The 23,272-nt window shown below is 68.3% G+C and carries 21 protein-coding genes; 12 read left to right on the top strand and 9 right to left on the bottom strand.

Annotated elements, in window-relative coordinates; genetic code table 11:
- Positions 1-11: 11 nt before the first annotated feature.
- Positions 12-629 carry a YdcF family protein gene (locus ACWV8V_RS12625; RefSeq protein ID WP_259262025.1) on the bottom strand — a complete coding sequence of 206 codons (618 nt, stop codon included), beginning with the start codon at positions 627-629 and terminating at the stop codon, positions 12-14.
- Entirely contained in the window at positions 614-1,573 is a 960-nt protein-coding gene (locus tag ACWV8V_RS12620; protein ID WP_455899867.1) for a pyridoxal-phosphate dependent enzyme, read from the bottom strand. Before ACWV8V_RS12620 ends, ACWV8V_RS12625 begins: the two co-directional genes overlap by 16 nt.
- A gap of 148 nt (positions 1,574-1,721) precedes the next feature.
- Here ACWV8V_RS12620 and ACWV8V_RS12615 point away from each other — a divergent pair, with 148 nt between their 5' ends.
- The 9 genes from ACWV8V_RS12615 (at position 1,722) to ACWV8V_RS12575 (ending at position 12,219) form a co-directional block, all read left to right on the top strand.
- Positions 1,722-2,252, top strand: a complete 531-nt coding sequence (locus tag ACWV8V_RS12615) for a hypothetical protein (RefSeq protein ID WP_455899866.1) — start codon at positions 1,722-1,724, stop codon at positions 2,250-2,252.
- 492 nt (positions 2,253-2,744) lie between these two features.
- Positions 2,745-4,634 (top strand): tRNA uridine-5-carboxymethylaminomethyl(34) synthesis enzyme MnmG, encoded by a 1,890-nt coding sequence (gene mnmG, locus ACWV8V_RS12610; protein WP_455899865.1) that lies wholly within the window; start codon positions 2,745-2,747, stop codon positions 4,632-4,634.
- Positions 4,635-4,704: 70 nt separating this feature from the next.
- Positions 4,705-5,235: a gamma carbonic anhydrase family protein gene (locus ACWV8V_RS12605; protein WP_455899864.1), complete on the top strand. Its 531-nt coding sequence runs from the start codon at positions 4,705-4,707 to the stop codon at positions 5,233-5,235.
- Between the two features lie 121 nt (positions 5,236-5,356).
- On the top strand, positions 5,357-6,046 hold the full coding sequence (locus ACWV8V_RS12600) for an RDD family protein (RefSeq protein WP_455900123.1): 690 nt from the start codon (positions 5,357-5,359) through the stop codon (positions 6,044-6,046).
- On the top strand, positions 6,043-7,035 hold the full coding sequence (locus tag ACWV8V_RS12595) for a stage II sporulation protein M (protein ID WP_455899863.1): 993 nt from the start codon (positions 6,043-6,045) through the stop codon (positions 7,033-7,035). The genes ACWV8V_RS12600 and ACWV8V_RS12595 overlap by 4 nt, the downstream gene beginning before the upstream one ends.
- Positions 7,025-8,704: a DUF4129 domain-containing protein gene (locus tag ACWV8V_RS12590; RefSeq protein WP_455899862.1), complete on the top strand. Its 1,680-nt coding sequence runs from the start codon at positions 7,025-7,027 to the stop codon at positions 8,702-8,704. Before ACWV8V_RS12595 ends, ACWV8V_RS12590 begins: the two co-directional genes overlap by 11 nt.
- Positions 8,701-9,879, top strand: a complete 1,179-nt coding sequence (locus tag ACWV8V_RS12585) for a DUF4350 domain-containing protein (protein WP_455899861.1) — start codon at positions 8,701-8,703, stop codon at positions 9,877-9,879. Before ACWV8V_RS12590 ends, ACWV8V_RS12585 begins: the two co-directional genes overlap by 4 nt.
- The gene (locus ACWV8V_RS12580) at positions 9,876-10,889 is read left to right on the top strand and encodes an AAA family ATPase (RefSeq protein ID WP_121040770.1); all 1,014 of its coding nucleotides are present in this window, start codon (positions 9,876-9,878) and stop codon (positions 10,887-10,889) included. Before ACWV8V_RS12585 ends, ACWV8V_RS12580 begins: the two co-directional genes overlap by 4 nt.
- 31 nt (positions 10,890-10,920) lie before the next feature.
- Positions 10,921-12,219, top strand: a complete 1,299-nt coding sequence (locus ACWV8V_RS12575; RefSeq protein ID WP_259262017.1) for a DUF58 domain-containing protein — start codon at positions 10,921-10,923, stop codon at positions 12,217-12,219.
- 3 nt (positions 12,220-12,222) lie between these two features.
- Here ACWV8V_RS12575 and ACWV8V_RS12570 read toward each other — a convergent pair whose 3' ends face one another.
- Together ACWV8V_RS12570 and ACWV8V_RS12565 are read right to left on the bottom strand one after the other, a co-directional pair.
- Positions 12,223-13,401, bottom strand: a complete 1,179-nt coding sequence (locus tag ACWV8V_RS12570) for a glutathionylspermidine synthase family protein (protein WP_259262016.1) — start codon at positions 13,399-13,401, stop codon at positions 12,223-12,225.
- Positions 13,402-13,404: 3 nt separating this feature from the next.
- Entirely contained in the window at positions 13,405-13,968 is a 564-nt protein-coding gene (locus ACWV8V_RS12565; protein ID WP_259262015.1) for a DUF1190 domain-containing protein, read from the bottom strand.
- A 213-nt stretch (positions 13,969-14,181) separates the two neighbouring features.
- Between ACWV8V_RS12565 and ilvD the strand changes: the two genes are divergently transcribed.
- Entirely contained in the window at positions 14,182-16,020 is a 1,839-nt protein-coding gene (ilvD, locus tag ACWV8V_RS12560; protein WP_259262014.1) for a dihydroxy-acid dehydratase, read from the top strand.
- A 37-nt stretch (positions 16,021-16,057) separates the two neighbouring features.
- Positions 16,058-17,233 (top strand): DUF418 domain-containing protein, encoded by a 1,176-nt coding sequence (locus ACWV8V_RS12555; RefSeq protein WP_455899860.1) that lies wholly within the window; start codon positions 16,058-16,060, stop codon positions 17,231-17,233.
- Between the two features lie 288 nt (positions 17,234-17,521).
- Here ACWV8V_RS12555 and dinG read toward each other — a convergent pair whose 3' ends face one another.
- The 3 genes from dinG to aroE all read right to left on the bottom strand — a co-directional run bounded on the left by dinG (position 17,522) and on the right by aroE (position 20,984).
- Positions 17,522-19,624, bottom strand: coding sequence for an ATP-dependent DNA helicase DinG (gene dinG / locus ACWV8V_RS12550; protein ID WP_259262011.1), 2,103 nt, complete (start codon positions 19,622-19,624; stop codon positions 17,522-17,524).
- Between the two features lie 141 nt (positions 19,625-19,765).
- The gene (locus ACWV8V_RS12545) at positions 19,766-20,128 is read right to left on the bottom strand and encodes a hypothetical protein (protein ID WP_259262010.1); all 363 of its coding nucleotides are present in this window, start codon (positions 20,126-20,128) and stop codon (positions 19,766-19,768) included.
- A gap of 10 nt (positions 20,129-20,138) precedes the next feature.
- A complete protein-coding gene (gene aroE, locus ACWV8V_RS12540) occupies positions 20,139-20,984 on the bottom strand; it encodes a shikimate dehydrogenase (RefSeq protein ID WP_259262009.1) in 846 nt (281 codons plus the stop codon).
- Between the two features lie 53 nt (positions 20,985-21,037).
- Here aroE and ACWV8V_RS12535 point away from each other — a divergent pair, with 53 nt between their 5' ends.
- The gene (locus ACWV8V_RS12535) at positions 21,038-21,910 is read left to right on the top strand and encodes a TolB-like protein (RefSeq protein WP_455899859.1); all 873 of its coding nucleotides are present in this window, start codon (positions 21,038-21,040) and stop codon (positions 21,908-21,910) included.
- Between the two features lie 65 nt (positions 21,911-21,975).
- Here ACWV8V_RS12535 and ACWV8V_RS12530 read toward each other — a convergent pair whose 3' ends face one another.
- Positions 21,976-22,248: an SHOCT domain-containing protein gene (locus tag ACWV8V_RS12530; RefSeq protein WP_455899858.1), complete on the bottom strand. Its 273-nt coding sequence runs from the start codon at positions 22,246-22,248 to the stop codon at positions 21,976-21,978.
- Positions 22,249-22,279: 31 nt separating this feature from the next.
- Positions 22,280-23,269 carry a porphobilinogen synthase gene (gene hemB / locus ACWV8V_RS12525; RefSeq protein WP_259262006.1) on the bottom strand — a complete coding sequence of 330 codons (990 nt, stop codon included), beginning with the start codon at positions 23,267-23,269 and terminating at the stop codon, positions 22,280-22,282.
- Positions 23,270-23,272: the final 3 nt, after the last annotated feature.

Here is a 23,272-nt window from a genome sequence, read left to right as displayed (position 1 = left end):
CCGCCGACGCGTCAGCTCGACGATGGGAACAGATCGCGATGGAAGAAGTAGATTTCCTGCGCCAGGAACCGCCAGCTGGTGTGGAAGCTGCGGAAGCGCGTGCTCGGCGTGGACGAGGCCAGCGCATCGATGCCCAGCTCGCGGCACAGCCGCAGCGCGCGGGCCATGTGCAGCGGGTCGCTGACGATGATCACGCGGTGCAGCTTGCGCTGCTCCATCAGGCGCCGCGCCTCGATCAGGTTCTGGCGGGTGGTGCGTGAGGCGGTCTCGATCAGGATCGCGTCATCGGGCACGCCCTGCTTGAGCGCGTAGCGACGTGCCACCTGCGATTCGGAGAAGCGCGCGCCGGTGCCACCGTAGCCACCGGTGAAGATCAGCAGCGGCGCATAGCCGTGCTGGTACAGATCCAGCCCGTGCCGGATGCGCTCTTCGAACACCGGCGACGGCTTGGCGTCATACGCCGCCGCGCCGAGCACGATGATCGCGTCGGCCTTCTGCGCCTGGTCGCGCTCGCCGATCCAGACGATCCACGCGGTGACCCCGAGCAGCCAGACCGCCAGCAGCACGCACAACCGCCACAGCCAGCCGAACAACCCCACCCCTGCGCGTCGGCTCATGCCACCCCCCACGGGAGGGCATCAAGATCGACGTTGCCACCAGACAGCACCACGCCCACTCGTTTGCCGGCAAAGGGTGCCGGTTCGGCGAAGATCGCTGCCAACGCGATCGCCGACGAGGGTTCCACCACCTGCTTGAGCACCTGCCAGATCACCCGCATCGCCGCGACGGTATCGGCGTCGGCCACGGTGATCACCTGCGATGCACCGTGCAATAGCGCGAAGTTGGGCACGCCCAGCGTTCCGCGCAGGCCGTCGCAGAGGGTGTCGGGGGTGAAATCGATGCGCCGCTCGCCGGCGGCCAGCGAGCGCGCGGTATCGGCAGCACCCAGCGGCTCGGCCAGGATCAGGTCCACGCTGGGGGTCGCAGTCTGCAGCGCCAGCCGCGTGCCGGCGGCCAGGCCACCACCGCCGACCGGTACCACCATCACGTCCAGCCCATCGGCGGCGTGCAGCAGTTCCAGCGCAGCCGTGGCTTGGCCGGCAATGACCCGGGGGTCGGTATAGGGGTGCACCAGGGTGGCCCCGGTTTCGGCCTGGACCTGGGCGCACATGGCTTCACGCGCGGCGATCGAGGCATCGCAGCGCCACAGCGTGGCCCCATGCCGCCCGATGTTGGCCAACTTGGCGGCCACGGCTCCCTCGGGCACCACCACATGGCAGGCAATGCCGCGGGTACGCGCGGCCAGCGCCAACGCGGCGCCATGGTTGCCCGACGAGTGGGTGACCACCCCGCGCCGGGCCTGTTCCTCGTCCAGTGCCCAGACCGCATTGCAGGCGCCGCGGAACTTGAAGGCCCCGCTGCGCTGCAGGTGTTCGGCTTTGAAGAAGACGGTCGCGCCGGTCATGGCATCGATCGTGCGCGAGCGCAGGACCGGGGTCACGCAGGCGTGCGCGGCAATGCGTGCCGCCGCCGCCAGCACGTCGTCAACACAGGGCAAGGGTGAATCGCTCATGACGCAAGATTAACGTATGCCCCGCATCCACACCCGCCTTGCTGAACATGTCAGCATGGCAACCATTCATTCGGACCGGGCCAAGTTAAGGGCCGATTCAATGCCACGGGCCGAAGCTGGCCCTACAGCCCTTTGGGGGGACCCCATCATGAAAATGCGCCTTGTTCTTGCCGGTGGCCTGTTGTTGGCCCTGTCCGGCTGCGCGACGTACGACTATGTCGGCGGTGGCGGCGGTGGCAACGGCTACTACCACGGCGCACCCTCGGTCGAGTACCGCTACCCGGCCGGGTATCCCTATGGTTACGGCAGCGGCTATTACGGCGGCGGTGGCTATTACGGCTATGGCGGGTATGGCGGTGGCTACGGCTACCCGGTCTACCGTCCGTACCCGAACTATCGCCCGCCGCACAATCACCGCCCGCCGCCGCGCCCCGGCAACGGCCATGGCGGTCAGCCGACCCGTCCGCCGGATCGTCCGCGCCCCAACAACGGTGGCTCGCCGTGGCGGAACATGGATTCGGTGAGTGGTCCGCGCCGGCCGCAGCCGCAGCAACAGCAGCGCCCGTCGCCGCGGCCCCAGGCCCGGCCGGCCCAGGCACCGCGCCCGGCGTCCCCGAGGATGAACGGTTCCCCGTGGCGGAATCTCAACAATGCGAACCAACGCACAGTTGAGCCCTGATATGGCTTGATTTTCACGCGCCCGGCGGTTCAATCTAGCCGGGCGGTGACGACCACGGTCACAAAGTGCCAAAAGCGACAAGTGGCGTCACATTCGGTTCTATGTCGATATCCGCCAGGAACATCTGGATCCCCCCTGTTCCGGCCCTGTCGGATGTCGGCACCTACAACGCAGAAGGCCCCGCCAATGGCGGGGCCTTTTGTATCTGGCGCCCATGAAATCAGCGCGGGACGGCAAAAAAACAGGGCCGGCAGTCCCCCGACTACCGGCCCTTCTGCTTCCCCACGATGCGCTTGGACCGGCCCCTGTTCCAATTCCGGTCCGTTACGCACAAGGCGCATGCCATCCTGGGTGCTATTGGGTTATCTGCAGAAAACGTGCCAACTTGAGGGTGGATGTCATGCCCCCCGACGAATGGCGCTAAAATCGCCACCCGCGCCCTGCCTGCAGGCCTGATCCGGGCCGCCTGCGCCCGCTCCCGAGCTTCCCGCCATGACTGACACCTTCTATCGCTACGACGTCATCGTCATCGGCGGCGGCCACGCCGGCACCGAGGCCGCGCTGGCGGCCGCACGCAGCGGTGCGCGCACCCTGCTGCTGACCCACAACGTGGAAACGATCGGCGCGATGAGCTGCAACCCGGCCATCGGCGGGATCGGCAAGGGCCATCTGGTCAAGGAGATCGATGCCCTGGGCGGCGCGATGGCGCATGCCGCCGACCGCGCCGGCATCCAGTGGCGCACGCTCAATGCCTCCAAGGGCCCGGCCGTGCGCGCCACGCGCTGCCAGGCCGACCGCAATCTCTACCGGATGGCGATCCGCCAGATCGTCGAAGCCCAGCCCAACCTGACCGTCTTCCAGGCGGCGGTGGATGACCTGATCATCGACGGCGATGCCGTGCGCGGTGCGATCACCCAGACCGGCCTGCGCTTCAGCGCGGCCGCCGTGGTGCTGACCGCCGGCACCTTCCTGGCCGGCAAGATCCACGTGGGTGAGACCCAGTACGCCGCCGGCCGCATGGGCGACCCGCCGGCGACCACGCTGGCCGCGCGCCTGCGCGAGCGTCCGTTCGTGATCGACCGCCTCAAGACCGGCACCCCGCCGCGTATCGATGGCCGCTCGCTGGACTACAGCCTCATGGAAGAACAGCCCGGCGACGATCCGCGCCCGGTGATGTCCTTCCTCGGCAGCGTGGCCGAGCACCCGGCGCAGGTCAGCTGCTGGATCACCCACACCAGCGAGCGCACCCACGAGATCATCCGCAACGCGCTGCACCGCTCGCCGTTGTACAGCGGCCAGATCGAAGGCATCGGCCCGCGTTACTGCCCCTCCATCGAGGACAAGGTGGTGCGCTTCGCCGAAAAGGCCAGCCACCAGATCTTCGTCGAGCCTGAAGGGCTGGACGTGGTCGAGATCTATCCCAACGGCATCTCCACCTCGCTGCCCTTCGATGTGCAGTTGGAGCTGGTGCGCAGCATGCGCGGCTTCGAGAACGCGCACATCACCCGCCCCGGCTACGCCATCGAATACGACTTCTTCGATCCGCGCGGGCTGAAGAACACGCTGGAGACCAAGACCGTCAGCGGCCTGTTCTTTGCGGGCCAGATCAACGGCACCACCGGCTATGAAGAAGCCGCCGCGCAGGGCCTGCTGGCCGGGCTCAATGCCGCGCGCTACACCCGTGACGATGCCGGCTGGTGCCCGCGCCGCGACGAGGCGTACCTGGGCGTGCTGGTCGACGATCTGATCACCCACGGCACCAACGAGCCGTATCGCATGTTCACCAGCCGCGCCGAGTACCGGCTGCAGCTGCGCGAGGACAACGCCGATGTGCGCCTGACCGGCCTGGGCCGCGAGCTGGGCCTGGTCGACGACCGCCGCTGGGCGGCCTTCCAGACCAAGCAGGACGCCGTGACGCAGGAAACCGCACGGCTGCGTGCACTGTGGGCCACGCCGGGCAACGCGCTGGGCCGCGAGGTGGAAGCTGCGCTGGGGGTGGCGGTCAGCCGCGAAACCAACGTGCTGGATCTGATCAAGCGCCCGGAACTGGACTACGCCACGCTCATGCAGGTGCCGTCGCTCGGCCCGGCCGTGGCCGATGCGAAGGTCGCCGAGCAGGTTGAAATCGGGGTGAAGTACGCCGGCTACCTGGACCGCCAGCGCGACGAGATCGAGCGCCAGCAGCGTCACGAGCACACCGCCATCGCCGCCGATTTCGATTATGCCGGCGTGCGCGGTCTCTCGGCGGAAGTGCAGCAGAAGCTCGAGCGCGTGCGGCCGCAGACCCTCGGCCAGGCCCAGCGCATCCCGGGCATGACCCCGGCGGCGATCTCGCTGCTGCTGGTGCATCTGGAACGCGCGCGCCGCAGTCGCGTCGCGTAACGGAAAGAAAAAACGGCGCCCGGTATCATGACCACGCGCCCAGCAGGGCGCGTCATTGTCTGGAGTCCGCATGTCCCCGATCCGCCCCTTCCTCAACACGCTGCCGGTGCTCGGCGAACGCGTCTACATCGATCCGGCCTGCACGATCATCGGTGACGTGGTGCTGGGCGATGACGTCTCGGTGTGGCCGGGCACGGTGATCCGCGGCGATGTGAACCACGTGCGGATCGGCGCGCGCAGCAACATCCAGGACGGCACCATCATCCACGTCAGCCACCACAGCCCGTTCAACAAGGGCGGCTACCCGACGATCATCGGTGAGGGTGTCACGGTCGGCCACGGCACCATCATCCATGCCTGCACGATCGGCGATTACTGCCTGATCGGCATGGGCGCGTGCATCCTGGATGGCGCGACGGTGAGCACGCACGGCTTCCTCGGCGCCGGCGCGGTGCTCGGCCCGGGCAAGGTGGTCGGCGAAGGCGAACTGTGGCTGGGCAACCCGGCACGGCTGGCACGCACGCTCAGCGACAAGGAGATCGAGTCGCTGCACTACTCGGCTGATCACTATGTGCGCCTGAAGGATCAGTACCGGGGTTGATTGCGGTAAAGTCCTCAGCCGACCAGGAAGCAGTCGAGAACCGCATGCCCCCGCTGGCAGACCGGAGAGGACTCCGGCCCCCCTCGTGCCCGCCCGCAGGATCCCGCGCGATGCGCTGCCGATGAGCGCGCCCATGCTGGATACCTACCGGGAGGTCATCACCCCCGAAGGCGTGCCTCTGCACCTGCCCGTGGCCGGGCCGTTGCCGCGTGCGCTGGCGTGGGCGATCGACTTCGTGATCCGGGTCGGTTCGCTGATGATGCTGAGCATTCCACTGGCCTTCCTCGGTGGATTCGGCCAAGGCCTGTACCTGGGCCTGATGTTCCTGTTGATGTGGGCCTACACCATCGTCCAGGAAGCGTGCTGGGGCCGCACCCTGGGCAAGCGCGCGATGGGCCTGCGCGTGGTGGCGAGCGATGGTGGGCCGATCGGCTGGATGAGCGCGATCACCCGCAACCTGCTGCGCACCGTGGACATGCTGCCGTTCGGCTATGCGCTGGGACTGCTGTCGAGCCTGTTCGATGCGCATGGCCGCCGCCTCGGTGACCTGGTCGCGGGAACCGTGGTGATCCACCAGAGCGCACCGCCGGTGGGCGGCACGGTGCCGGTCGGCAGCGTACTGGCCCCGCCGCAGCCGCTGCAGCCGGCCGAGCAGGCCGCCGTGGTCGATTTCGCCGAGCGTGCGCCGCGGCTGTCGGTGCCGCGCCAGCAGGAACTGGCCGACATCGCCTCGCCGCTGACCGGGAGCCACGGCCAGGTCGGCGTGCTGCGCCTGTATGCGATGGCCAACTGGCTGCTGGGACGGCGATGAGACAGGAGCAGTTCGTCGCCCGCTACCAGGCCGAGTGGCAGGCACTGGAACACTGGCTGGCCCAGCGCGGTGAGCGTCCGCGCCAGGCGCGCCGGCAAGCCGCCCCTGACGGCGTGGACGATGCCGACTTCCCGCAGCGCTACCGCCGGCTGTGCCAACAGCTCGCGCTGGCGCGCCGACGCGGTTACAGCCCGCAGTTGGTCGCACGCCTGCAGCAGTTGATGCAGCAGGGCCACACGTCGCTCTATCGCACGCCACGTCCGCAGTGGCAGCGCGCACTCGCCTTCCTGTTCGCCGATTTCCCGCAGCTGGTGCGCAGCCAGGCGCGCAGCATGTGGGTGGCCGCCGCATTGTTCGTGGTGCCGCTGGTGGGCAGTTTCGCGCTGATGCTTTGGCGCCCCGAGCTTATCCATCTGCTGATGGACAACGCGCGCATCGCCGAATTCGAACGCATGTACGACCCGGCCTCACCCAACCTGGGCCGCGACAGCGGCACCAACTGGACGATGTTCGGCTACTACATCATGAACAACATCAGCATCGGCCTGCGCACGTTCGCCTTCGGCTTGATCGCGGGCGTCGGCACGGTACTGGTGATGTTGTTCAACGGCGTCGGCATCGGCTCGGTCGCCGGCCATCTGCAGCACATCGGGCATGGCGATCCGTTCTGGCGCTTCGTGGCCGGCCACGGCGCGTTCGAGCTGACCGCGATCGTGATCGCCGGCGGGGCGGGTCTGCAGCTGGGCATGAAACTGCTCGCGCCCGGTCGCCAGCGGCGCATCGATGCGCTGGTCGAGGGCGGTGTGATCGGCGCCAAGCTGTGCGTGGGCGTTGCGGCGATGCTGCTGATCGCCGCCTTCATCGAAGCGTTCTGGTCCTCGATCGCGGCGATTCCGGCATGGGGCAAGTACAGCGCTGCCGCTGTGCTGTGGACCACCGTGTTCGTGTGGTTGTGGCGTGGTGGACGTGGGGCGGCCGATGCAGATTGATCGGCTCAACGTCGTGCTGCGCGCACGCTCGGGCTGGGAAGCCATGGAGCTGGGCATGGCCCTGGTGCGCCGGCATGCCGCGGCGATCTGGGCGCCGTGGATCATCGTGTCGCTGCCGGTATTCGTGCTGCTCAACGCGCTGGCCTGGTGGACCGACAGCTTCGGCTGGGCCTGGCTGGCGATGTGGTGGCTCAAGCCATTGTTCGAGCGCATCGCGCTGTACGTGATCTCACGCGGGGTGTTCGGCGATGCCTCCACGGCCCTGCAGACATTGCGCGCGCAGCGCACGTGGGGCTGGCAGGGCTTCTGGGGCTATCTCGGCTGGCGACGCCTGAGCCCGCTGCGTTCGGTGCTGCTGCCGGTCAATCTGCTGGAAGGCGCTGATCCGGCACATCGTCGCCAACGTCGTCGCGCCATCGCCGGGGGCGCGACGGGCTATGCCGTACTGCTGACGATGGTGTGCATGGTCTTCGAGATCGTGCTGGTGGTCGGCGGCATCGCGGCGGTGTTCCTGTTCATTCCGGTGGACCTGTTGTCCGAGTCCTGGCGCGCCGCGTGGGAGCTGGCCAAGCAGGACATGCCCGCCTGGATGCAGCTGGGTGTGAACCTGCTGTTCTGGGCGGCCGCCACGCTGCTCGGGCCGTTCTATGTCGGTGCCGGCTTCGGGCTGTATCTGGACCGGCGTACCCAGATGGAAGCGTGGGATCTGGAGATCGCCTTCCGGCGCCTGCATGCACGGTTGCAGCGTGCTGCGCCGCTGCTGGTCCTGGCCCTCGTGCTGGTCTGGCCGGGCGCGGCACTGCACGCCCAACAGGCGCCGGCGCAGTCCAATACCAAGGGTGCGTTGCCGGCGCCGGCCGATGACGCTGCGTCGCCTGCGCAAGACGCCGATGCGGCTCCGGACGCGGCCGCCGACGCTGACGGCGGCGAAGACGATGATGCCGATGACCCGCCGCGGACGTACGACAACGATCCGGACAACACGCCCCCGGTCATCTTTGGCGATGACGCGGTGGATACGGCGGGCTTCCGCCAGGCCGTGCAGCGCGCGTATGAAGACCCGCTGCAGAGCCCGACCCGTGAGGTCACCGAGTGGACGCGCATCGAAAGCGATGCAACCGAAGCGGAGAAGGCAAAACGTGAGGCCGCGGCCAAGGCCGCTGGCAAACGCGGCAGCAAGGGACCGCTGTTGCCGGCCCGGATCGCCGAATGGACGCTGTGGGCGGTGGTCGGGGTCCTGGTGTTGCTGCTGCTGGCCACCGCACCGCGCTGGCTGCCGTGGCTGCGCGGCTCCGGCCAGCGCCGTCGTGCGAAAGCCACGGCGGTCGTCGAAGAAGCGATCCGGATACCGGACGTGGTGCCGCCCGATCCCGCGTCGCGTGCGCGTGCCCTGTGGCAGGAAGGGCGCCCCCGCCAGGCGCTGGCACTGCTGTACCGCGCCAGTGTGGAATCGATGAGCGAGCGCGCCGGGATCAGCCTGCCCCCCGGTGCCACCGAAGCGCAGTGCCTGCGTGCTTCGCGTCGGATGCCGGTCGAGGCCGACCGCAGCCTGTTCGCGCGCATCGTGCGGGTCTGGCAGTACGCGGCCTATGCCGGCCGACTGCCCAGCGATGATGACTTCGATGCGCTGGCGACGACTCTGCAGGCCCAGTTCGGGTGGCGCGCGTGAGCGTCCGTCTGCGCTGGCTGGTGATCGTCCTGGGTCTGCTGGTGATCTGCGTGCCGCTGGCGATCCTGTTTCTGCGTACGCACGAGCGGGTGACGCACACAGAGCACCTGCCGCCCCAGGGCGAAGCCAGTTACAACGCGCTGTACGTGCTCGGCCAGGCGCTGCGTGCGGATGGGATCACGGTGCAGTCGCGCCCACGTCTGGACCTGACCCGGATGCCGCTGGAGCCGGGCGATACCGTGGTGCTGCTGCAGGACAGTGGAGAGGTCCCGGCGCCGGCCGTGACCGAGCTGATGACATGGGTGGCCAAGGGCGGGCATCTGATCGTGCGCACCCCACCGATCGGAAAGGACAGCGCCGGTAATGGTCCGCTGCTGGACGCGCTTGGCGTGGACAGCGACGGCTACGAAAGCTACTGCCAGCGCTTCCACGTACGCGACGATCCGCAGCATGTCGAGTTCTGCAATGGTCGCCGCTTCTCGGCCGAACCGCCTGCCGGCGTCACCCTCGAGCGTGGGTGGGGTGACGACTATGACCTGGTCTTCGCCCGCCTGCGCCACGGCCAGGGGCGCATCGACGTGTTGGCCGACATGGCCTTCATGCAGGGCAAGGGCCGGCCCAACCCGACCGTTCCGCCGAATGCTGCCAACGCCTTCGTTGATGGCCTGCACGACAAAGCCCACCGCGATCTCACCCGCTACGTGCTGGCGCCCAACTATGGCAAGGGCACGATGTGGCTGGTCTACGCCTCGCGCCCGCCGTCGTTGTGGAACCGCGTGTTCTACCTCGGCTGGCCGGTGTGGGCGCCGTTGCTGCTGGCCCTGCTCGGCTGGCTGTGGCAGCGTGCGCAGCGCCTGGGCAGTGAACTGCCCTCGCCCGCCGCGGAACGCCGCTCGCTGCTGGAACACATCCGCGCCAGTGGCGAACACCTGCTGCGCTTTGGCAAGGCACCGCTGCTTCATGACGCAGTGCGCCGCGCCTTCCTGGCCCGCCTGCGGCGGCGCTCGCCGACGGCAGCCGCCCTCACCGGCGAGGCCCAGGTGCAGGCCATCGCCGCGGTACTGCAGTGGTCGCACGAGCGCGTGCGGACCGCCCTGACCCCACCCGCTTCCCACGACGTCGCCGGCCTGCGCGACCGCATCCGCCTGCTGATCCAGATGAGAAACCTGCTATGACCGAGCCGACGCTTCCGCCGCCGTTGTCCCCGCCTGCCGTGACGCCATCCCCGTCGCCGTCACCGCTGTCCGAGCGTGTCGATGCCGTCCGCGAGGCCGTGGGCCGCGCCTTCATCGGCCAGCCCGAGGTCCTCGACCAGATCCTGATCGCGCTGCTGGCCGGCGGCCACGTGCTGATTGAAGGCGTGCCCGGGCTGGGCAAGACCCTGCTGGTGCGCGCGCTCGCCCAGGCGCTGGAGCTGGATTACGGCCGCGTGCAGTTCACCCCGGACCTGATGCCCAGCGATGTCAGCGGCCATGCCGTGTATGACCCGAAGACCGAGAGCTTCAAGATCCGTCGCGGCCCGGTGTTCACCAACCTGCTGCTCGCCGATGAAATCAACCGCGCCCCGGCCAAGACCCAGTCGGCCCTGCTGGAAGTGATGCAGGAAGGCCAGGTCACCATCGAAGGCAAAGCGTTCGCGCTGACCCCGCCGTTCCTGACCCTGGCCACGCAGAACCCGGTCGAGCAGGAAGGCACCTACCCGCTGCCCGAAGCGCAGCTGGACCGTTTCCTGCTGAAGGTGCTGATCGACTACCCGACGCTGGACGACGAGAAGCGCATGGTCGATGCGATCACCACCGGCCGCAGCGCCGCCGATTTCGATCTGTCGCAGGTGCCACGCGTGCTGAATGCGGCCGAGGTCGTCGCGTTGCAGCAGGCCACCGCGGCGATCACGGTCGACCCGGAAGTGATCGACTACGCGGTGCGGATCGTCGCCGCCACGCGGCAATGGCCGGGCATCGCGCTGGGTGCCGGCCCGCGCGGCAGCATCGCGCTGGTGCGTGCGGCGCGTGCGCAGGCGGTGCTGTCCGGCCGTGATTTCGTCACCCCCGATGACGTGCGCGACATCGCCAGGCCGGCGCTGCGCCATCGCATTGCGCTCGCGCCGGAACTGCAGATCGAAGGACAGAGCGCCGACGACGCGCTGACCGCGCTGCTGGCCAAGGTGGACGCACCGCGCAAATGAGCCGACGCGCCGTCCATCGTGAGCGATCGGCATGAGGCCGGGCGCACTGCTGCTGGCATTGCTGGCCGGCTGGGGCCTGCTCGGCGTGCCGGTGGTGATCGGCGCCTGGCCGCACGCGGTCTGGTGGGCGATCGGCGGCGGCGTGGCGCTGATTGCGCTGGTGGACCTGCTGCGCCTGCGCCGCCAGCCCTCGCCGAGTGTGCACCGCGAGCTGCCGGAGTCGCTGGCACTGAATGCCGAACGTGAGGCGACGCTGCGGCTGGAATCGAGCCGGCACCAGCGCGTGGAGGTATTCGATCTGGTGCCCGGTGGCTGGAGCCTGCAGGGCCTGCCGCGGTCACTGGCGCTCAAGCCGATGGTCACCAGCAGCGTTGCGTACCGACTGACCCCGACCGCGCGTGGCCGTTTCGTCTTCGAGGGCGTGCACCTGCGCATGCACAGCGCGTGGCGGCTGTGGCATCAACGGCGCCAGCTGCCGCCGGCGCTGGCGGTGCGCGTGTACCCGAACTTCGCCCCGCTGACGCGCTTTGCGTTGTTCAGTGCCGAACAGGCCTCGCGCCTGGTTGGCGCGCACCTCAAGCGCCGCCGCGGCGAAGGCACGGATTTCCATCAGATGCGCGAGTACCGCGTCGGCGACAGCCTGCGCCAGGTCGACTGGAAGGCGACCGCCCGCGCGCGCAAGCTGATCTCCCGCGAATACCAGGACGAGAAAAACCAGCAGCTGGTGCTGATGATCGACACCGGCCGGCGCATGATGGCCAGCGAAGGCGGGCTGTCGCACTTCGATCATGTGCTCAATGCGGCGCTGGTGGTGTCCTACCTCGCGCTGCGCCAAGGCGACGGCGTGGGCCTGTTCGCGGCCGGGGGCGACAGCCGCTGGGTCGCGCCGAAACGCGGCATGGGCACCATCGATACCCTGCTGCGCGCCAGCTACGATCTGCAGGCGCAACCGGTCGCCACCGATTACCTCGCCGCAGCCACCGAGCTTTCACTGCGTCAGCGCCGCCGCTCGCTGGTGATGCTGGTCACCAACGTGCGCGATGAGGATATCGAAGACCTGCTCGCGGCCGTTCGCCTGCTGCAGCGCCAGCACCTGGTGTGCGTGGCCAGCCTGCGCGAGCGCGCGCTGGACGATGCGCTGGCCCAGCCGGTGGAGACCCTGCAGGACGCTGCCCAGGCCGGTGCGATCGCACGTTACCTGCAGCAGCGCAGCGACGCACATGACGCGCTGCGCAGCCACCGGGTGATGGTGCTGGATGTCACCGCCGAGGCCTTGCCCGGCGCGCTGGTGGAACGCTACCTGGCGGTCAAGCGGGATGGGTTGTTGTAACGATCAGAGATAGATGCGCGTCGGCGCTTCGTCGATGATCGCGTGCGGTACGAAGCGGGCGCTGTCGCGGGTGATCCGGCTGTTGTCTTCGCGGATACCCATGCCACAGGCCTGATCGCCCACGATCCAGCTGCCGATCAGCGGATAACCGCCATCGAACGCGGTGAGCGGATGCGCGGCCTGGCGGATCGCCGGGCCGGTGTACGGGCCTTCGCTTTCCTGCCAGCTGCCATCGGCCAGGTGCATGGCCACATTGGCGCCCTCGCGTGAGAACAACGGCTTGCGCACCCAGCCACGCGGCAGCTCGCTGCCATCGTCGAACTCGGCGGCGAGCAGGTTCGGGTGGCCACGGTGACGCTGCCACAGCAACGGCAGCACGCCCTTGTTGCTGAGGATCGCCTTCCACGCCGGTTCCAGCAGCTGCACGCCCGAGGCGGGCAGCGCCTGGCCGAACGACTCGGTCATCAGGTCTTCCAGCGGGTACAGCTTGAACAGGCTGCCGATCACGGTGTCGTCGAGCGCGGTGAAGCGCCCGTCCTCGGACAGGCCGATATCCTCGATCGCGATCGCGTCGCCGCGCAGGCCGGCCTGGGCCGCACAGTCGCGCAGGTAGGCGACCGTGCCCTGGTCTTCTTCCGACGCACCGACCGCGCTGAAATACAGCGGCGGCGGCAACTGGGCGGCCAGCTCACCGAAGCGTTCGACCAGCGCCTCATGGATCGCGTTGAACTGATCGGCATGCGGTGGCAGCCGGTTCTGGTTGCGCTGGTCTTCCAGCCACTGCCACTGGAAGAACGACGCTTCGAACAGCGAGGTGGGCGTGTCGTAATTCAGCTCGTACAGCTTGGCCGGGCCGCTGCCGTCGTAGGCGAAATCCAGCCGCCCATACAGGTGCGGCTCGCGGCGGCGCCAGCTGTCAGCGATCCAGTCGCGGAACAGCGGCGGGATCGCCAGCTGGTCCATCAACTGCTGGCTGCCCACCACCTCGTCCACCAGGTCCATCGCCATCGCATGCAGCTCGGCACTGGGGTCTTCGATGTCCTGTTCGATCTGGCGCAGGGTGAAGGCGTAGTACGCGGTTTCATCCCAGTACGGCAGGCCATCGATGGTGTGGAAACGGAAACCCGACTCTTCGGCCCGAGCGCGCCATTGGCTGCGCTCGGCGATACGCACGCGCTGCATCGATCAGCCGCCGACGCTGCTGCGGTTGCTGCTGGTGTTGCCGAAGCCACCGCGGCTGGCGGTGACCGCCCGGTTCGGGGTGGCGTTGACCGGCGCCAGGCCGGCCTTGCCAGCGCCGATGCCGCTGGCGGTGTTCATGCCACCGGTCGACGGACCCGGGCGTGCCCAGCCCTTGGCCTTGTCCTGGTAGGCCGGGCTCGCGGCCGGCTGCTGGGCCAGCCCTGCGCCGCCGCGGTTGCTGAGCATCTGCGACATGAAGAAGCCCATCATCATCGGGCCGATGAACGAATGGCCGGTGGAGGTCTTCTGTTCCACGCACTGCTCGGCGTTGTATTCGGCCTCGCAGGCTTCGCGCGTGGCGTACTTGGGGGCGGCATCGGCCGACTGCTTCTGCGCTTCGGCGAAGGCGGTGCGGCAGCTGGACGGATCGCCGGTGGCTTCGGTACAGGCCTGCACCGAGGTGTAGAGCCCTTCCTGCACCTGCACGGCCTCGTTCTTCTGGCAGGCGGTGAACAGCAGCGGCGCGGCGCTCATCAGCAGCAGCGCAGTGGTCCTGGAACGTTTCATGGCGTCATGCCCCCTAGTACGGTTATCTGCCCAATCATGCCTGATCGGGGCGAACAACCAAAACCGGCAAAGTCCAAAACATGAACAGCGTTTCAGCATTCGCTCTGGGCGGGGCCGCGGCAGCGGCGAAGGTGGTTGCAAACGCAACCGGAATTTTTCGGCAGAATCGAGCTGAAACGCGCCCCCACGGCCCGCCAGATCCTGCCAGCCACCATGCCTGAATACCGCTCCCGCACCTCCACCGCCGGCCGCAACATGGCCGGCGCCCGCGCCCTGTGGCGCGCCACCGGCATGACCGATGGCGACTTCCACAAGCCGATCATCGCCGTCGCCAACTCGTTCACCCAGTTCGTGCCCGGCCACGTGCACCTCAAGGACCTGGGCCAGCTCGTGGCGCGCGAGATCGAGCAGGTCGGCGGCGTGGCCAAGGAGTTCAATACGATCGCGGTGGATGACGGCATCGCCATGGGCCACGATGGCATGCTGTATTCGCTGCCCAGCCGCGAGATCATCGCCGACTCGGTGGAGTACATGGTCAACGCGCATTGCGCCGATGCGCTGGTGTGCATTTCCAACTGCGACAAGATCACCCCCGGCATGCTGATGGCCGCGCTGCGCCTGAACATTCCGGTGGTGTTCGTCTCCGGTGGCCCGATGGAAGCGGGCAAGACGCGCCTGTCCGAGCACAAGCTGGACCTGGTCGATGCGATGGTGATCGCCGCCGATGAAAGCGCCAGCGATGAGAAGGTCGCCGAGTACGAGCGCAGCGCCTGCCCCACCTGCGGGTCGTGCTCGGGCATGTTCACCGCCAACTCGATGAACTGCCTGACTGAAGCGCTGGGCCTGTCGCTGCCCGGCAATGGGTCGACACTGGCCACGCATGCCGACCGCGAGCAGCTGTTCCGCCGTGCCGGGCGACTGATCGTGGAGCTGTGCCACCGCTGGTACGGCGGCGAAGAGGTGGGTGCATTGCCACGCGGCATCGCCACCCGCGAAGCGTTCGAGAACGCGATGACGCTGGATATCGCCATGGGCGGTTCCACCAACACCATCCTGCACCTGCTGGCCGCCGCGCAGGAGGCGGAGGTGGACTTCGATCTGCATGCCATCGACGAACTCTCGCGGCGTGTGCCGCAGCTGTGCAAGGTCGCCCCGAACACGCCGAAGTACCACATGGAGGACGTGCATCGCGCTGGCGGTGTGTTCGGCATCCTCGGCGAACTCGCGCGCGGTGGCCTGCTGCATACCCACGTGCCGACCGTGCACAGCCGCACCCTGGCCGAGGCGATCGCGCGCTGGGATGTCGCGGTGAGCACCGATGAAAAGGTCCACGATTTCTTCCGCGCAGGGCCCGCTGGCATCCCCACCCAGGTCGCTTTCAGCCAGGCCACGCGCTGGCCGACGCTGGATGTGGACCGTGCCGAGGGCTGTATCCGCGCCGTCGCGCACGCCTATTCGGCCGAAGGCGGGCTGGCGGTGCTGCGTGGCAATCTCGCCGTCGATGGCTGCGTGGTGAAGACCGCTGGCGTGGACGAATCCATCCACGTGTTCGAAGGCAACGCGCGCGTGTTCGAAAGCCAGGACGCCGCCGTGCAGGGCATCCTCGCCGATGAAGTAGTGGCCGGCGATGTGGTGGTGATCCGCTACGAAGGCCCGCGCGGTGGCCCGGGCATGCAGGAGATGCTGTACCCGACCAGTTATCTGAAATCCAAGGGGCTGGGCAAGCACTGCGCCCTGCTCACCGACGGCCGTTTCTCCGGCGGCACCTCGGGCCTGTCGATCGGGCATGCCTCGCCGGAAGCGGCGGCGGGCGGCACCATCGGCCTGGTGCGCGACGGCGACCGGATCCGCATCGACATTCCCGCACGGCGCATCGATGTGCTGCTCGATGACGCCACGCTGGCCGCACGCCGCGCCGAACAGGACGCGCTCGGCTGGAAGCCGCGCGAGGTGCGCCCACGCAAGGTCACCGGTGCGCTGAAAGCGTATGCGTTGCTGGCCACCAGTGCTGACAAGGGCGCGGTGCGCGACCTGGCCAAGCTGGACGACTAAGGCGCGCCGCGCGGGCGGATCGGCTACGCTGCGGCGCATGATCGCGCCATCGCCTCGCCAGCCCCTGATCGACGCCCTGCGCGGCATCGCGCTGCTCGGCGTTTTCCTGGTCAACCTGCGCTTCTTCTCGCTGGATGCGTTGCTGGATGAATCCACCCAGCAGTCCCTGCCCAGCGCCGCGCTCGACCACGTGATCCGCACCGGCATGGGCTGGGTGGTGGACCTCAAAGCGATCACGGTGTTCTCCCTGCTGTTCGGGATGGGCTTTGCCATGCAGATGGACGCCCGTGGCACAGCGGGCGTGGCACCGCACCTGCGCCGCATGGCCGCACTGGCGGTGATCGGCCTGCTGCATGCCACGGTGCTGTGGTGGGGCGACATACTGCTGACCTACGCGCTGGTCGGGCTGCTCCTGCCGCTGTTCCGTCACCTCGGCGATCGCGCGCTGGTGGTGACCGGCGTGGTGATCGCCTTGTTCCTGCCACCGCTGCTGTCGCCATGGATGCGCGAGTGGGTGATGACGATGGCGCCGCGCGCGCAGGTTTACGCCGCCGCCGTGACGGCACTGTCTTCCGGCACGCTGCTCGAGGCCTGGTGGCAGAACCTGCTGCTCGGCAGCTGGGTACGGCTGACCAACTGGGCCCTGCTGTTCTTCGTGCTGGGCCGCTTCCTGCTCGGCTACTGGGCGGGCCGCCGTGGGCTGCTGCAGTCTCCGGTGCAGCATCGGCGCAGCCTGCGGATGCTGTGCCTGGGCGGCGCGGTTATCGCCGCCGTCTTCCTCACCTTGGAAACGTGCGTGCCTGCGCTGAAAGAGGCCTGGCCTGCGCTTCGCAGCGGTGTGCCGGGCTACCTGCTGCGGGTGAGCTATCGCGTCGGCCCGTTGGCGCTGGGCATCGCGCTGGCCTGCGGCTTCGCGCTGCTCTATCTGCATGCCTGGGCGGAGCGCTGGCTGCGCGTGTTCGTGCCTGCCGGACGGATGGCGTTGAGCAACTACCTGCTGCAGAGCGCGATCTGCGTGCCGCTGTTCGCCGGCTTCGGGCTGGGATTAGGAAAAGGGCATGGGCTGTGGCCGATCCTCGCAGTAGCGCTGATCGTGTTCCCGCTGCAGTTGTGGCTGAGCGCCTGGTGGTTGCAGCGGTACCGTTTCGGCCCGGTGGAGTGGCTGTGGCGCAGCCTCAGCGAGGGGCAGCGCCTGCGGTTGCGGCGGGCGTGAGCGCTTGACCCCGTACGCATCACTGGAAAACACTCGGTGCAGACCTCTGAACAAGGGTGTGACGATGCACGGCACGCGTTCTCTGCTGTTACTGGTCTTGTCGGCCGCCGCACGGTGAGGTGGTACAGGTCGCCTGGCCGCCCAATCTCGATATCGTCGATGCGTTTGTGCGGTGCTTCGGCCAGAGCTACCGGCAGGCCTTCTCCCACCAGGCCTGCCGTCATCCCGACACCTCGGCCGCGCCTCAAGGAAGCACCCCCTGACCGAGCTGCCAGAGAGCATTCGGCGCTACCCGATCACCCGCTTGAACGGCGGCAGTGAATCGATGATGCGTTTGCCGTAGCGACGGGTCAGCAGCCGCGAGTCGAGGATGATCACGCGGCCGGTATCGGTGGAGGTGCGGATCAACCGGCCGGAGAACTGGGTCAGCGTGCGCAGCGCATGCGGGATCGCGATCAGGTTGAAGGCGTTCAGGCCGCGGCTTTCGAACCACTCGCTCAGCGTGGAGGTCTGCGGGTCGGTCGGCACCGCGAACGGCACCTGGGTGATCACCACCGTGGTGCAGGCTTCGCCGGGCAGATCCAGGCCCTCGCCGAAGGAATTGAGACCGAACAATACCGAGCCCTCCCCGGCCGAGGTGCGCCGCAGGTGCTCGTCGATCATCTTCTGCTTGGCCGTTTCGCCCTGCACCAGCACCTGCTTGCGCTGCGCGGCCGGCATCAGCTCGGCCACCTTTTCCATCTTCCAGCGCGAGGTGAACAGCACGATGCTGCCCTTGCCCCAGTCCAGCTCCTTGACCAGGTACTTGGCGATTTCCTTGGGGTGACCTTCCTTGTCATCCGGGGTCACCGGGAATGCCGGCACGATCAGCTGGGCCTGGTTGGGCAGATCGAACGGCGAGGCCAGCGAGACCATCTCGGCTTCGGCCGGAATGCCGTTGTCGATCGCCAGCGCCTGGAAGTCCCCGCCGCCGGTGAGCGTGGCCGAGGTCATCACCACCGAATCCACTTCATCCCAGAGCAGCTTGCGCAGCACGTTCGCGGCCGAGACCGGCGAGCCATGCAGGACCAGGTCGCCATCGCGCGAGAGGGTGATCCAGCGCGCGGTCGGCGGCTGGCCCTCCTTGTCTTCGCGGCGCCAGCCGGTCCACAGGTTGTGCTGCTGCTCGATCATCTCCAGCGCCATGCCGAGGTTGCGCTGCAGGCGCTCGCGCGCGGCATCCTCGGGCTTGCCCTTGGCGACCTGCGTCAGCGCGGCATGCGCCCAGTTGAACAGCGCGCGGGTGTCGTCGGCGATGGCCTCGATATCGGGCATCCAGATCTCCGGCAGGCGGCCGTTCGGGGCGCGCCACATCGGCTCCTGCGCGGCCGGGTCCGGCCGCCAGCTGCGGTCGATCACATCGCGGAAGGCTTTGAGCTGCTTGCTGACCTTGGCCGCGGCTTCGATGGCCTCGTTGGGCAGCAGGTTGCCCAGCTTGTCCTTGTCCACCGCGCGGTAGGACGCAGCGATCAGCACCTGCAGGCGGCCGGTGCGCTTGGCCATTTCGTCCAGCGCGAGGCTGGCCGCGCCCTGGTCGATGGCGACGTTGCCGATGTGATGCCCTTCATCAAGCACCAGCAGCATGTCCGAGGGCGGCGCGATCAGCGGCTGGCCGTTGTCGCTCTCGCCGATCGACAGCGCCGACAACAGCAGCGCGTGATTGGTCACCACGATCTGCGCCTCGCGCACGGTGTTGCGCGAGCGCAGTACCGCGCACTGCGCCGAGTACGCGCACTTGCGCCCCGCGCAGCCCGAGGCCGGCGTGGTGATGCGCGAGCGCAGGGTATTGCTGATCGTTTCCGGCGCGTTGTCCAGGTCACCGTTCCAGCGGCCTTCGAGGAAGGCCTTGCTCAGCGACTGCGCCAGGTCCATCTCGATCGGCGCCAGCGGGCGGTCGAACAACGGCTGTTCGTCGTCGAACATGCCTTCCTGCGCGCCGTCGCCATGTGCTTCTGCCGCGTTGCGGGTGCACAGGTAGCGGGTGCGGCCCTTGGCCAGCGCCACGGTGGCTTCGATGCCGGTGGCCTTGAGGAAATTGGGGATGTCGCGCTCGACCAGCTGCGACTGCAGCGCCACGGTGCCGGTGCTGATCACCAGTTTCTTCTTGGTCGCCAGCGCGATCGGTACGCCGGCGGTCAGGTAGCCCAGCGACTTGCCGACGCCGGTCGGCGCCTCGACCACGCCGACGCCGCCGCTGTGCGACAGCGCACGGGACACCACGCCGATCATCTGGCTCTGCGAGCGCCGGGTGCTGAAACCGGGCGTATTGGCCTGCAGCTTGGCGTAGGCATCGCGGATGCCGGCCTTGAGCTCGTCGTTCAGGGCGCGGGGGGCTTCAACTTTTTCGGTCACGCCGGTGGACTGCCTGACTGGATCACGGCCCCCATTTTCTCACGACCCGGGGGCCATGACCGGCGCCATTTTCCGCGCCGGTTCATATCCGTGACGCGGCCCACGTCAACACTGTGGACCGCGACAGGCGGCTGCACCCGCTCAGCGTGGCGGCAGCGGCGCAGCGGGTGGAACGGCGCGGCCGCGCAGCGCGCGGGTCATCGCCCAGACCAGCAGCACCAGCGCGAGGGCCTCGAACAGATTGAGTGCGAAGTGGCCGGCACCGAGCAGCTTGGACATCAGCTGCAGGTTCTCGTAGTTGCCCTGCTGCACCATCCACATCGGCACCAGGTTCAGCACCAGGCCGGCCAAGGTGGTCAGCGCCATCACGCCCAGCGCGGCCAAGGCCACGCTGCGGATCGCGCCGCGCGGGGTATCCACCACCCAGACCACGGCGATCGCCAGCGCGATCAGTACCGGCAGGCGCACACCCAGCATGGTCAGCATCGAGATCAGCAGATCCATGTCCACCGGCTCAGTCCTCGCCAGCCAGCGGGGCCAGCTGCGTACGCAGCTCGGTATAGACCGCCTCGGTCTGCGGGCGCACGGCGTGCCACTGCAGGAAGCTCTCGGCGGCCTGTTCGACCAGCATGCCCAGGCCATCGACGATGTTGCGGCAACCGGCCGAGCGCGCCCACGCGGTGAAGGCAATCGCGGCCTCGCCGTAATTGAGGTCCACCGCGGTGGTCATGCTGTTGACCAGCGACAGCGGCAGCTTGAACTCCGCGGCGCGGTCGCGGCCGGCCGAGGTGGCGTTGATGATCAGCTCGAAATCGCCCAGCTCGCGGATGTCTTCCCAGTAGCGGGTGATCGCTCGGCCCGGCTCACCCATCGCATCGATCAGCGCGTCGGCGCGCTCCGGGGTGCGGTTGACCACCACCAGCTCCAGGATGCCGGCATCCAGCAAGGCCGGGGCCACGCTGCGGGCCGAACCACCGGCGCCGATCAGCAGGGTACGGCGGCCACGCAGGTCCAGACCGTGGCGGTCGGTGAGGTCACGGACCAGGCCGATGCCATCGGTGGTATCGCCGTGCCAGCGGTCGCCCTTGCGCAGCAGGGTGTTGACCGCGCCGGCGCGGCGGGCGCGCGAGGTCAGCGTGGTGCACAGCGCGAAGGCGGCTTCCTTGTGCGGCGCGGTGATGTTGGCGCCCACGCCCCCTTCGGCGGCAAAAGCTTCCAGGGCTGCCAGGAACTCGCCCGGCGATGCCTCGATCGCACGGTAGTCCAGCGCCAGGCCTTCCTGCCGGCCGAACGTGGCATGGATGTGCGGCGACTGCGAATGCGCGATGGGCTGGCCGAATACGGCGTAACGGTCGGTCATGGGTTGTCCTGCTCCGGGCCTAGAATGGAACGCAAACCCCAACGGACGCGATGATGCGCATTCCATTGTCTCTGCTCGCGCTGAGCGCCAGTTTACTCTGCACACCCGCCGCGATGGCGCTTTCCGAATTCGGCATCGAGGGCATGGGCGTGGTCTCGACCAAGGCCAACGAAGCCCAGGCCACGATCGCGCCGGACGGCCAGCGCATCGTGTGGGCCAGCGACCGCGCCGGCGGACACGGGGGTTGGGACCTGTGGCAGGCGGTGCTGCGCGAGGGGCGCTGGCAGGACCCTGCCCCGCTCGCGCTCAACAGCGCCAACGACGAGCGCGACCCGTACTTCAGCCACGATGGCCGCTGGCTGTACTTCGCCTCCAACCGCAGCGGCGGCCAGGGCGGCTTCGATCTGTACCGTGCCCCGGTGACCGCCGACGGCACCCTCGGGACCGTGCAGGCCCTGCCGGCGCTCAACACCCGCGCCGACGAACGTGCACCTGCGCTGCGCCCGGATGGGCGCACGCTGCTGTTCTCACGCAACGGCAAGCAGACCCAGGGCGGCTTCGATCTGTATCTCGCTCCCGTGCAGGGCGAGGGATTCGGTACCGCGCAGGCCCTGCCGGCCCCGCTCAATACGGCCGCCGACGAACGTGGGGCGGCGTGGCTGGGCAATGACGGCGCACTGGCCTTCACCCGCGCAAGCGAGGGGCATTCGCAGGTCCTGCTGGCGAGCTGCGATCACGGCCAGGCGGCGGTGCCGCTGACGCTGTCGTTCAATACCGCCGACGGCCAGACCGGCGCGCCGGTGGTGGACGCGTCCAAGCCTTCGGAGATGGTCCTGGCTGGCATGGCACGCGCACCGCGTGCCGGCGGGCTGGATCTGTACCGGATCAAGGCGCCGTCAGCGCCGCGAGGTACCCGCTGCGGTTGACACTGCGGTCGCCGAAAGGCCGCCACGCGTGGCGTGGCGCTACCCGTGATCGTGCTGGCCGAGCGCTAGTGCGCCTGCAGCAGCTGCGCACGCAGCTGCTCGTACTGCGCTTCGCTGATATCGCCGTGATCCTTGCGCTGGTTCAATGCCGCCAGCTGCGCCTGCAAGGCGGGCGAAAGCTGCGCCTCACGGGCAATGCGCGCGGCGGCGGAGGGTTGCTCCGGTGCCTGCCGCGCGGCGCGGCGCACGCCACGGATCACCAGCCCGATCACCACGGCGAAGGCCAGCACACCGGCCGTCCAGGTCACCCACTGTAGCCATCCCATCGTCTGCATCATCGTCGTCCTGTATCGGGGTGGGCGCGTATTGTCAGCGCTCGCGCAGCCAACGCGCCACCTGCGGGGCGAAATAGGTCAGCACGCCATCGGCGCCGGCGCGCTTGAAGCCGATCAGCGATTCCATCACGCAGGCCCGCTCGTCCAGCCAGCCATTGGCGAAGGCGGCCTTCATCATCGCGTACTCGCCACTGACCTGATAGGCGAAGGTCGGCACGCCGAACTGCTGCTTCACCCGGCGCACCAGGTCCAGGTAGGGCATGCCCGGCTTGACCATCACCATGTCCGCGCCCTCTTCCAGGTCCAGCGCGATCTCACGCATGGCCTCGTCGCCGTTGGCCGGGTCCATCTGGTAGGTCTTCTTGTCCGCCTTGCCGAGGCCGGTGGAGCTGCCGACCGCGTCGCGGAACGGACCGTAGAACGCCGAGGCGTACTTGGCCGAGTAGGCCATGATCCGCACGTTGACGTGGCCGGCGGCATCCAGCGCACGGCGGATCGCACCGATGCGGCCATCCATCATGTCCGACGGCGAAATGATGTCCACGCCGGCTTCGGCGTGCGACAGCGACTGCTTGACCAGCGCCTCCACCGTGATGTCGTTGAGCACATAACCCTTGTCATCGATGATGCCGTCCTGGCCATGCGTGGTGTACGGATCCAGTGCGACATCGGTCATCACGCCCAGCTCGGGGAAACGCGACTTCAACGCGCGGATGGCGCGCTGTGCCAGACCGTTCTCGTCCCATGCCGCTGCCGCATCAAGCGACTTGCCGGCCGGATCGATCACCGGGAACAGGTCGATCACCGGAATGCCCAGTTCCAGCGCCTCTTCCGCCACCTTGAGCAGCTCGTCGATGGACAGCCGCTCCACGCCCGGCATCGAGGCCACCGGCGTGCGGCCGGCCAGCTCGTGCACGAACACCGGATAGATCAGGTCGTCGGTGGTCAGCGTGTTCTCGCGCATCAAACGACGCGAGAACTCGTCGTGACGCATGCGGCGGGGGCGATAGTCGGGGTGTGCCATGAG

This window comes from Stenotrophomonas sp. Ker107b, assembly GCF_053847245.1.
Note: the sequence above shows the minus strand (reverse complement) of the source record. Positions and strands in the feature narration are given on the sequence as shown.